Annotated in this window: 8 protein-coding genes; 1 reads left to right on the forward strand and 7 read right to left on the reverse strand. The window is 56.4% G+C overall.

What is annotated here, in order from left to right:
• Positions 1–209: 209 nt before the first annotated feature.
• The 7 genes from katA to AC5M9B_RS02930 form a co-directional block, all read right to left on the reverse strand.
• The gene (gene katA / locus AC5M9B_RS02900) at positions 210–1,724 is read right to left on the reverse strand and encodes a catalase KatA (RefSeq protein ID WP_487648229.1); all 1,515 of its coding nucleotides are present in this window, start codon (positions 1,722–1,724) and stop codon (positions 210–212) included.
• Between the two features lie 298 nt (positions 1,725–2,022).
• Positions 2,023–3,990 (reverse strand): Fe(3+)-hydroxamate ABC transporter permease FhuB, encoded by a 1,968-nt coding sequence (fhuB, locus tag AC5M9B_RS02905; RefSeq protein WP_487648230.1) that lies wholly within the window; start codon positions 3,988–3,990, stop codon positions 2,023–2,025.
• Positions 3,984–4,895, reverse strand: a complete 912-nt coding sequence (locus AC5M9B_RS02910; protein WP_455007664.1) for an iron-siderophore ABC transporter substrate-binding protein — start codon at positions 4,893–4,895, stop codon at positions 3,984–3,986. The genes fhuB and AC5M9B_RS02910 overlap by 7 nt, the downstream gene beginning before the upstream one ends.
• A 150-nt stretch (positions 4,896–5,045) precedes the next feature.
• Positions 5,046–5,810, reverse strand: coding sequence for an ABC transporter ATP-binding protein (locus tag AC5M9B_RS02915; protein WP_455007665.1), 765 nt, complete (start codon positions 5,808–5,810; stop codon positions 5,046–5,048).
• A 215-nt stretch (positions 5,811–6,025) separates the two neighbouring features.
• Entirely contained in the window at positions 6,026–8,248 is a 2,223-nt protein-coding gene (locus AC5M9B_RS02920; protein WP_487648231.1) for a TonB-dependent receptor, read from the reverse strand.
• A gap of 139 nt (positions 8,249–8,387) precedes the next feature.
• Positions 8,388–9,680: a valine--pyruvate transaminase gene (locus AC5M9B_RS02925; protein ID WP_455007667.1), complete on the reverse strand. Its 1,293-nt coding sequence runs from the start codon at positions 9,678–9,680 to the stop codon at positions 8,388–8,390.
• Between the two features lie 100 nt (positions 9,681–9,780).
• Entirely contained in the window at positions 9,781–10,353 is a 573-nt protein-coding gene (locus tag AC5M9B_RS02930) for a UbiX family flavin prenyltransferase (RefSeq protein WP_016687161.1), read from the reverse strand.
• A gap of 183 nt (positions 10,354–10,536) precedes the next feature.
• Between AC5M9B_RS02930 and AC5M9B_RS02935 the strand changes: the two genes are divergently transcribed.
• The gene (locus AC5M9B_RS02935; protein ID WP_101810344.1) at positions 10,537–11,220 is read left to right on the forward strand and encodes a 2,3-diphosphoglycerate-dependent phosphoglycerate mutase; all 684 of its coding nucleotides are present in this window, start codon (positions 10,537–10,539) and stop codon (positions 11,218–11,220) included.
• The last annotated feature ends 119 nt before the right edge of the window (positions 11,221–11,339 follow it).

Genomic DNA, 11,339 nt, shown 5'->3' on the forward strand with positions numbered 1-11,339 from the left:
TGACAATGCCGGATAGCTGCTCAAACGGGTCTTCAAGCAAAAGCCAAAAGTGTAAACAACACTGTTGATTTCTACACCATATATCGTTCCCCAAAAGGGATGCTTAACAATACTTCTCTATTTGCGTATCACGCCTAAGTCAGCGGTTTGCGGTATCGGATTGCGTGGGATAACAATTCTTCAATCTCTATCCACATAGCTCCTCCCATTTACAGCAAACCCGGCTGACCCAATGCCGGGTCGGTCGCGCGAGCGGCTTGTGCGTCTTCAACGGTCAGCCCCAAGGCTTTCGCCACGCCTTCACCGTAGGCAGGGTCGCAACGGTGGCAGTTGCGGATGTGGCGGTATTTGATGAAGTCGGGCGCGTCGCCCATGGCTGCGGCGGTGTTGCCGAACAAAGCCTGTTTCTGCGCGTCGTTCATCAGGTTAAACAAGGCGTGCGGTTGGCTGAAATAGTCGTCATCGTCTTGGCGGTAGTCCCAGTGCGCCGCGTCGCCGTTGATTTTCAAAGGCGGTTCGGCGAAGTCGGGCTGTTGCTGCCATTGGCCGAAGCTGTTGGGTTCGTAGTGCGGCAGGCTGCCGTAGTTGCCGTCGGCGCGGCCTTGTCCGTCACGCTGGTTGCTGTGGACGGGGCAACGCGGGCGGTTGACGGGGATTTGGCGGAAGTTCACGCCTAAGCGGTAGCGTTGCGCGTCGGCGTAATTGAACAGACGGGCTTGCAGCATTTTGTCGGGGCTGGCGCCGATACCGGGCACGAGGTTGCTCGGGGCGAAGGCGGATTGTTCCACATCGGCGAAGAAATTTTCGGGATTACGGTTCAACTCGAATTCGCCCACTTCAATCAGCGGATAGTCTTTTTTCGGCCAAACTTTGGTCAGGTCGAAGGGATGATACGGCACTTTTTCCGCATCAGCTTCAGGCATGACTTGGATGTACATCGTCCATTTCGGAAACTCGCCGCGTTCGATGGCTTCGTACAAGTCGCGTTGGTGGCTTTCGCGGTCGTCGGCGATGATTTTTGCGGCTTCTTCGTTGGTCAGGTTTTTAATGCCTTGCTGGCTGCGGAAATGGAATTTCACCCAAAAACGTTCGCCCGCTTCGTTCCAGAAGCTGTAAGTATGCGAACCGAAGCCGTGCATATGGCGGTAACTGGCGGGAATGCCGCGGTCGCTCATGACGATGGTGACTTGGTGCAGGGCTTCGGGCAGCAGCGTCCAGAAGTCCCAGTTGTTCGTAGCGGAGCGCATATTGGTGCGCGGATCGCGTTTGACGGCTTTGTTCAGGTCGGGGAATTTGCGCGGGTCGCGCAGGAAGAATACGGGCGTGTTGTTGCCGACCATATCCCAGTTGCCTTCTTCGGTATAGAACTTCAACGCAAAGCCGCGGATGTCGCGTTCCGCATCGGCTGCGCCGCGCTCGCCTGCCACGGTGGTGAAACGGGCGAACATCTCGGTTTTCTTGCCAACTTCGCTGAAGATTTTGGCGCGGGTGTATTTCGTGATGTCGTGCGTTACGGTGAACGTACCGAACGCGCCCGAACCTTTGGCATGCATACGGCGTTCGGGAATCACTTCGCGCACGAAGTCGGCGAGTTTTTCATTCAGCCACAAATCCTGCGCCAGCAACGGGCCGCGCGGACCAGCGGTCAGGCTGTTTTGATTGTCGGCAACGGGGGCGCCGTTGTTCATGGTCAGGTGGGTTACGGGACATTTAGAGACAGTCATAATAATTTCCTTTGTGAAATGGTCAGTGGTTTATAAAACGATTTGCCGAAAAGCATATTCGTAGCCGGTTTCTTGGCATTCATAAATTTCTTGTATCGACATTTATTTTTCCTTTTGTTTAAACTATGAATAGGACTATACAGAAAGGTTTTGCCTATTGGAACTATGACTTCAATTTAATATTGTTATTATTAATTGAGATTTTATTTTTGTTAGATTTTTATTATCGAATAAACATGTTAAACAAAAAGGTCGTCTGAAACTGTTTTCAGACGACCTTTTTGTATCTCCGTTCGCATTAAAGCTTGCGCATCATCATCATGAAATATGCGCCGCCTATGAGCGTGGCCATCATTCCGGCGGGGACTTCGTAAGGGAACATTACCTGCCTGCCCAGCCAGTCGGCCGTCATCATAACCGATGCGCCGATAAGTGCGGCGGCGGCAAGTTGCTGTTTTGGCAGGCGTGCGCCGAGCATACGGGCCAGATGCGGCGCAAGCAGTCCGACGAAGCTCAATGGGCCGATAAGCAGTGTGGATAAGGCGGTTAACGCTGCGCTTGAGACGATCAGCACCAGCCGTGCGAGGGGGACGTTGATGCCGACGGAGCGGGCGATTGTTGCGTTCAGGCCGAGCAGTCCGAGCCAGCGTTGCAGCGTGAGGATGAGGAGGAGCGAGGCAGCGGCGAGGAGGCCGACGGTAAGGGCGGATTCGGGCGTTGCCTGATAAGTTGAACCTGACATCCACAATAAAAGCAGTTGTACGCGGAAATCGCCGATTGCCATCCAAATGCGGATGGCGGCATCGGCGAGTGCGGCCAGTGCCATGCCGGTAAGCAGGATTTTTTCGGGAGTAAATCCGTTTTTGCGGTTGAACAGCATCAACAGCCCCAAGGATACGAGAGCGGAAAAGATACCTGTCAGCCAAAACCAGCCGCTGCCCGAGGTAATGCCGAACAGCATCACTACCGACATCGCGCCGAATGCCGTTCCAGAGCTGATGCCCAAGAGTTCGGGTCCCGCCATCGGGTTTTGCGTCAGCCTTTGCAGTATGACGCCGGTCAACGCGAGCATGGTGCCGGTGGCGGCGGCGAGCAGCACGCGCGGGTAGCGGAATACGAAATATTCCGGGTCTATGGTCAGGCGCAGGGTTTCGTCATAGCGTCCGACCGTAAACGCCAATACCGATACGGCGACGGCGATAAGCAGCAGAAAACGCAAGAGGCGCGGGACGTGCGGCGCGGCGGTTGAAATATCGGAGGTCGTCTGAAACGAAGGACGCGGAGGTGCTTTCGCCGTCAGCCACAACAAAAGCGGCGCGCCGACGAGGGCAGTTACAGCGCCGGCGGGCAGATCGGTGCCGCGGTAGTGTTTCAGCAGCATCAGGCCGTTGTCCGTCAGCATCAAAAGCAGTGCGCCGACGATGAAGGAACAAATCAGGCGCATGGACAGCGTGCGTACGCCCATTTGCCGCACCAGCGTCGCCGCCGCCAATCCGACAAAGCCCATCATGCCGACAAAGCCGACCACGCCCGCACTCAAAAATGCAGCAACCGCCAAAGACAGCAGGCGGATTTTCTTCACCGGTATGCCTGCCGATTCCGCCTGTGTGTCGCCCAGGCTCATGATGTTTAACGGTTTGATTAAAAAGGCGGTAAGTATGGCGGCAACGGCAATCCGCCACAAAAGCCCCAACGTATCGCGCCAACTGTCCTGCACCAGGGAGCCGCTGCCCCACTGCATCACGCCGCGCGTCTCTTCGCTGAAAAACAGCATCACGATACCGGTGAGGGAACCCAGATACAGGCTGACCACCAAACCCGCCAGCACGACGCTGAGCGGTTGCAGGGCGCGTCGTGCCGACAGCCGCAATACCGCGCCCAAAGCCGCCGCTGCGCCGGCAAACGCCACGGCGGATGTGCCGTAGGCAAGGAAGGAGGGGGCGAACACGGTCGCCGCCACCAAAGCCGCCTGCGCGCCGCTGCTGACTGCCAGTGTACTGTCGGATGCGAGCGGATTGCGCATCAACTGTTGCATCAGCATGGTCGCCGTCGCCGTACTGCCGCCTGCGAGCAGCGCCATCGCCATGCGGGGCAGAGTGTTGTTCTGCACCATCAGCGCATCCAAAGGCAGGCTGTCGGGACGGTCAAACAGCCGCAGCCACGGCAGCGTCCATTCCAGCTTCAATATCCAAAACGCCGTCAGCGCGCACGATATTGCCAACGCGGCGGCAAGGATAGGCAGGGGTCGTCTGAAAATCTTTACCATGCGGCTTCCTTTTGTGCGGACGGGTTTTCAGACGACATCGAACGCATCAGTTGCAAAGTGAAACGCTGCATGGACGGCAGTGCGCCGTAGCTCCACGACAGCTCGAAGATGCGGCGGTTTGCAGGGCGGCAGAATGGCAGGCGTTGCCAAAGCGCGCTTTTTTCGAGCGTTGCACGTGTATTTTGAGGATGCGGTTTGACGATGATTAGCAGCGTGTCCGGCGGCAGTTTTGCCAAATCTAAAAGCGTGATGTTTTCGAAACCCCATTCGTTGCTTTTGCCCGTCCAGGCATTGTTCAGCCCCAATTTGTCGAACACGGCCTGAAACAGCGAAGTCTTGCCGTAAATCCGCAAATGCCGCCCGTCGACAAACTGCACCACCGCAAACGGGCGGCCGCGATATGCCGAAAGCGCGGGTTTGGCGCGGGCAAACAGGTTTTCCGTACCGGCAATCAGCTTTTCGGCAGCGGCAGGGTCGCCGATGATTTTACCCAGCCTGCGCGTGGCTTCGACCGTGTGGGCATATTCGATGCCTTTTGCCGTGCCGAAATCCACTTCGCGTACCGGGGCGATTTTTTCAAACTGGGACTTGGCGGCGGCATACCAGGAAGATTGCACGAAAAAATCAGGCTTTATCTGATACAGCCGCTCCAAATTCGGCTGGAAGCGCAGCCCCGCTTCCTTGACGGCAGCGGGCAGCGGCGGATAGTTCACCCAGGTATCGTACACGCGGCGGTCGGCAACGCTGACGGGCGGATGCCCCATCGCCGTCAGTGTTTCGGCGACCGTCCAGTCCGAAGTCGCCACGCGCGGTGCGGCGGGTGCAGGCAGGGAAAACAGGAGGGCTGCGGTAAAAAACAGCCGTGCGGCAAGGCGGGGAATGTCGTCTGAAAAGCGGTGGGACATGAGCTTGGAAGGTCTTTCGGTTTTTGAATAGAGGGTCGTCTGAAACATATCGGATACAGGTATTCCACAATGGTCTGCGATGTCATCCGGTTTGGATTCGGGCGGCGGATTTTATGGTCGGAACTTATGCGGCGGGACGGTTTGCCTGCGTCAAGGCAATGCCACGGGGCAGCCGTTTTCAGGATGGGCGATGATGTTCATATCGACGCTGTAAATGTCTTTCAACACTTCTGCGGTCATAATGTCGGCGGGTTTGCCCGTTTTTAATAGCCGTCCCTGTTTGAGCGCGACCAGTTCATCGCAATACCGCGCCGCCAGATTAATATCGTGGATGACGATGATGACGCCCAAACCCAAATTGCGAGACAGCTTGCGCACCAGTGCCATCACGTCGATTTGGTGGGCGATGTCCAAAGCGGCAAGCGGTTCGTCTAGCAGCAAAAAGCGGCTTTGCTGCGCCAGGCACATCGCCAGCCAGACGCGCGAACGTTCGCCGCCCGAAAGCGTATCGACGATTTGATCGGCAAATTTTTCCGTATGCGTCAGCCGCAACGCCTGTTCCACCGCCTGTCTGTCCGCATCGTTCGTGCGCCCTAAAAGCCCGCTCCAGGCATAACGCCCCATCATAACCAGCTCGCGCGCGGTCAGCGCGGTGGCGGCGGGCAGGTGCTGCGGAAGATAGGCGACTTCTTTGGCGTATGCGCGGGCGGAATAGGCGCGTATTTCTTTGTCGTTCAGCAATATCCTGCCGCCTGCGGGTTCATGCTGGCGGGTGAGCAGTTTCAACAGCGTGGACTTGCCCGAGCCGTTATGACCAATGAGGCCGTACACGCGGTTAGGGGAAAAGTTGACGCTGATGTCGTGCAGCAGCGAGCGTCCGGGTATGGCGAAGGTGGCGTTTTGGATTTGGAACACGTTTCAGACGACCTTTTGGTGGGTTTGACGTTATTCGGAGAAAGCGGCGGAGCGGCAAAACCCATTGCCCGTTGTCGGTGCCGATGCCGCAAAGGCGGAGTTTTACGGCGGTTGTCCGAAAGCGTAGGGCAAAGTCGGACGCCCCAGGCTCCAAGGTCGTCTGAAAACGTTTCAGACGACCTTTGGACCGTTGGAGGCTGTTTGCCGCCCGTCCCTTAAAAATCGACCGAAGCCGACAGGGTGAAGCTGCGCGGTGCGCCGGCGTTCAGGTAGCCGTTGTTAGGGTATCCGCCGACGGATGCCCAGTATTTCTTGTTGGCAACATTATCGAGGCGGGCGCGGAAGGTGGCTTCGTGCCTGCCGATTTGGGTGCGGTAGCGCGCGCCGATGTCGAAGCGCGTCCAGCCGCCGACTTTAAGCGTATTGGCCGCATCGGCGTAGGAAGAACCGGTGTAAACCATGCGTCCGTCAAATGCCAAACCCTGCACTTTCGGCACTTCCCATTCCAAGCCGATGTTGGCTTGGGTTTTAGCCGCGCCGATGGTGCGTTTGCCGTCAGTTGCAGATGAGCCGGTAGATTTCTGCTTGGCATCGAGCAGGGTAATGCCGCCCAAGAGCCTCACACCTTGTGCGACTTCCCCGTAAACGGTGATTTCCGCGCCCCGGTGGCGGTCTTTGCCTTCGGAGGTGAAGCGGGCGGTGTTGTCGTTTTCGGCAACGTAAAGCGAACGCGGTTTGTCGGTGTGGAACAGGGCCAATCCCGCGCCGAAGCCGTTGGCTTCAAATTTCGTGCCGATTTCTTTTTGTTTGGAAACATAGGGTTTGAGCGATTCGCCGGCATTGCTGACGGCGTAGGCCCGGCCGTTGATGGAGGCAGTCGAGCCTGCGGTCGCGCCTTGTCCCAGGCTTTCGATGTAGTTGCCGTACACCGACCAGTTGGGCGTGATGCGGTAAACCGCGCCGGCGGCAGGGCTGATGCGCGATTTTTTGTAGTCTTCGGTTTGCATGCCTGTATTGTAGGCGTAGCTTTCATTGTGAAGCTGCTGCCAGCGCGCCCCGAGCGTGAATTGCAGGCGTTTGTCCCAAAGGCTGAAGGTGTCACCCAAGGCGAAGCTGGTCAGGCGTGTTTTGCCGGTAACAGCAGGATTGCCCATGTCGTTGCCCGAATACAGCGGGTCGGCGGCTGCGGGTTGCGGATAGCGGGACGGGTTGTAGAGGTTGGTCGTATATTGGTTGCCCCAATCCATGATGTAAGCGTTTTTGCGCGAGGATTGGAAACGGTTGGCGGCGGCGGTCCATTCGTGCTCTACCGCGCCCGTATTGAATTTGCCGCGCAAACCGATTTCGCCCGTGTCGATTTTATCCTTACGCGCGTTGTCGAAGCGGTAAATCGATCCGTCGCCGTTGACATTGCGGACAGTCAGGTTTGCCAGAGAATTGTTTTCCTTGCTGCGGCGGAAGCCGTAGGCGGCGTAGGCAGTCAGGTTGTCGTTGAAATCGTATTCGCCGCGCATTGTGCCGAACCAGTCGCGCTCGTTGGAATACGTCCACGGCTGCGCCCAGTTGGACGAGGCATCAGGCGCGGCCGGCACGGCGGTCAGGCCTGACAGGGTAACATTGGTACGCGTGGCTTTGAGCTTGTTGTCCTGCCAGCCCAAATCGGCGGACAGGCGGGCATTTTCATTGCGCCAGTCTAGGCCGACATTGACCAGGCTGAGTTTGGACTTTTCGTCATCTATTGCGGTTTTGCCGTTATGGTGCGCCGCATTGACGCGCACGCCGAATTCCTGATTTTGTCCGAAACGGCGCGCCACGTCCGCCGCCAAACCACCGCGTTTTCCCGCGCCGTAATTGGCAGTCAGCCGGTTCAATCCTTCATTGGACGCGCGTTTGGGCAATACGGATACCGTGCCGCCGATATTGTTGCCACCCGGCGCCATGCCGTTTAAGAAGGCGGATGCGCCGCGCTGGACTTCCACGCGTTCGAAAAGCTCAGTGGCGATGTATTGGCGCGGCAGGATGCCGTAAAGGCCGTTGTACATGGTATCGTCCGATTCGGCGGCAAAGCCGCGTATGAAATAGGCTTCCTGAAAATTGCCGTAACCGCGCGCAACGCGGACGGTCGGGTCGTTTTGCAGTACGTCGCCGACGCTGCGCGCATGTTTGTCTTGAATCAGCCTATTGGTGTAAGCAGTATTGGAGAACGGCGATTCTAGGTTTTTTTTATTGCCCAAAATACCCACGCGGCTGCCGCGCGCCACCTGTCCGCCCTTAAATGCAGGAATCAAACCGCCCTTGGATGCGTCCGCGCTGGCGGTTACAGTGATGGTTTCGAGTTCGGCGATTTCTCGGGCTTGGGGTTCGTCTGAGGCAAATGCCGCCGAAACGGCAAGGAGGGAGAGGCTGAGGATGCTGAGTCTGGAAGCGGGCTTAATCATTTGTATTTTCTTTCAAAAGTCGATTGTAACGGTTAATTCTAAAAGAAAATTAATTTCATTTCAAAAAAATAAATGATAAAAGGTCGTCTGAAACTGTTTTCAGACGACCTTTTGACTGAATGGCTGTCAACTTTACCGTTTACGCCGCGTCGTACAAACCGCGCACCACCCTGCCGATGGCGGCGATGCCTTTTTCCAGCGTTTGAGCGTCCTGCGCAATGCTCATGCGGATGCACTCGCGGGCGTGCGGGTAATCCTGCGTGTCGATGCCGACGAAGAAATGTTCGCCCGGAATAATCAGCGTGCCTTCGGCTTTGAGCATTTCGTACAGGGTTTGCGATGAAACGGGCAGGTTTTCAAACCAGAGCCACAGGAAAATCGCGCCTTCGGGCTTGTGGATTTTCAGCGGATACGCGCCCAGCTCGCGCTTGAGCAGCGAGACGGCGGTTTGCGCCTGATTGCGGTAAAACGGCCGGATGACGTCGTCTGAAAGCTGTTTCAGACGACCGTCCTGCAACAGCGGCGTTGCGATGGCCGCGCCGAAGCGGGTCGGCGACAGGTTCACAATCGCGTTCAGGCTGCTGACGGCTTTGACGACTTCGGGCGCAGCGACGATGATGCCGGTGCGCACGCCCGGCAGGCCGACTTTGGACAGGCTGAAGCAGAGGATAATGTTTTCGTGCCAATTCAGCGTCACGTCGCTGTAAATGATGTTTGGGAACGGCATTCCGTAGGCGTTGTCGATAATCAGCGGAATGCCGTGTTCTTGCGCCAAAGCGTCAAGCCGCGCCATTTCGCCGTCGGTCAGCACGTTGCCGGTCGGATTGGTCGGGCGCGAACAGCAAATCGCGCCGATTTTGCCCGCTTTGAGTTCCGGCAGGCTCTCCAGCGCGTCAAAGTCCACGCGGTATTTGAAGAAGCCTTCTTCGCCTTCGTGTTCGACAGCTTCGATTTTGGGTTTGACGGAAACGAAGTGCTGCCCTTCGACATGCACGTCGGCATAGCCGATGTATTCGGGCGCGAGCGGCAGCAGAATGGCTTTCTCTACGGAAAGGTCGTCTGAAACCTTGTATTTTCCGCCGAAAAGGTTGAAAAGATAGAAAAACGCGTTCTGCGAACCGTTGGTCAGCGCAATATTGTCGGCAGTCAGGTTCCAGCCGTATTCGCGGTTGAGAAAGGTGGTCAACGCATCAATCAGCGCGGCATCACCTTGGGGATTGGAGTAATTGCCGATGTTCTCGACAGCGTGTTCCGCTGCCAGTTTGGAAAATACGTCGGCGAACACGGCATTGACTTCGGCGATTCGCGCCGGATTGCCGCCGCCGAGCATGTTGACGGGCTTATCGCTTTTGAGCGCGTCGCCGAGGTCGTCCATAAGTTGCAGGATGCCGCTGTGTTGCGTGAATTTTTCGCCGAATGCCGAGAACTGCATGATGACTCCGTGTAAATATGATTGGCGGGGATTATATCAGCTTGATATGGAGGGAGGCTTTCTGCCAGCCTGAAAACGGGTTTCAGACGACCTTTTATGTTTAGGAAGATGTTCCACCCGTCCATTCGGGTACGGTGCCGGTGTCGAAGCCTAAAAGTGAAAGCGCGTGGGCGGTGCTGTGGGTGATGATGTCGTCTATGGTTTGCGGCTGCTGGTAGAGGGCGGGGGTAGGCGGGAAGACGATGCCGCCCATTTCGGTAACGCGGCGCATATTGTCCAGATGGGCAAGGTTGAGCGGGGCTTCGCGCACCATCAGCACAAGGCGGCGGCGCTCTTTCAGGACTACGTCCGCCGCGCGTGTCAGCAGGTTGTCGCCGAAGCCGTTTGCGACCGCTGCCAGCGTGCGCATCGAGCAAGGGGCGATCAGCATCCCGTCGGTTTTGAACGAACCGCTGGCGATGGCGGAGCCTATATGGTTTATCGGATGGACGACATCGGCAAGGCGGTAGAGTTCGTCTTTCTCATATGGTGTTTCCAGCGCGCGCGTCATTTCCGCGCTTTTGGATACCACCAGATGCGTTTCGACATCGTGTGTGCGCAAAAGTGCCAAGGCCTTGATGCCGTATTGGAAACCGCTGGCTCCGCTGATGCCGATAATCAAACGTCGGGTCATGAAAGTCTTTCGTAAAAGCGTATTTTGGCAACATTATAAAGCAGGTCGTCTTAACAGGCAGGTTTCATATTTTGAAAAGCAGCTGTTTGACTGAAGGCAAGGGTAGGGGAGGTGGTTCGGCAGAAACAGCCGAAATATGTTATAAATAAGCCCTTCTACCGCACTCAAATTGGAGCATACGACATGGAATTGGTATTTATCCGCCACGGACAAAGCGAATGGAACGCGAAAAACCTGTTTACAGGCTGGCGCGACGTGAAACTGAGCGAGCAGGGGCTTGCCGAAGCTGCCGCCGCCGGTAAAAAACTAAAGGAAAAAGGCTACGAGTTCGACATCGCCTTCACTTCCGTCCTGACCCGCGCGATTAAAACCTGCAACATCGTTTTGGAAGAATCCGACCAACTGTTCGTGCCGCAAATCAAAAGCTGGAGGCTGAACGAACGCCACTACGGCCAGCTGCAAGGTTTGGACAAGAAACAAACCGCCGAAAAATACGGCGACGAGCAAGTCCACATCTGGCGCCGCAGCTACGATACCCTGCCGCCGCTGCTCGACCCGAAAGACCCGTTCTCCGCACACAACGACCGCCGCTATGCCAACCTGCCCGCCGATGTCGTACCCGACGGCGAAAATCTGAAAGTTACTTTGGAGCGCGTATTGCCGTTCTGGGAAGACCAAATCGCCCCCGCTATTCTGAGCGGCAAGCGCGTCTTGGTCGCCGCACACGGCAACTCCCTGCGCGCATTGGCAAAACACATCGAAGGCATTTCCGACGAAGACATCATGGGCTTGGAAATCCCGACCGGTCAGCCGCTGGTGTACAAATTGGACGACAATTTGAAAGTAGTTGAAAAATTCTATCTGTAAGCTTTGCGGATAATAAAAAGGTCGTCTGAAACCCTGATTTGTGGTTGAACTGCACCCCAAAAGTTGGACACATCCCCTCCAACTCACAAGGTGCAGTTTTTTTATGAGCAAATATACAT

Source organism: Neisseria flava, assembly GCF_982712965.1.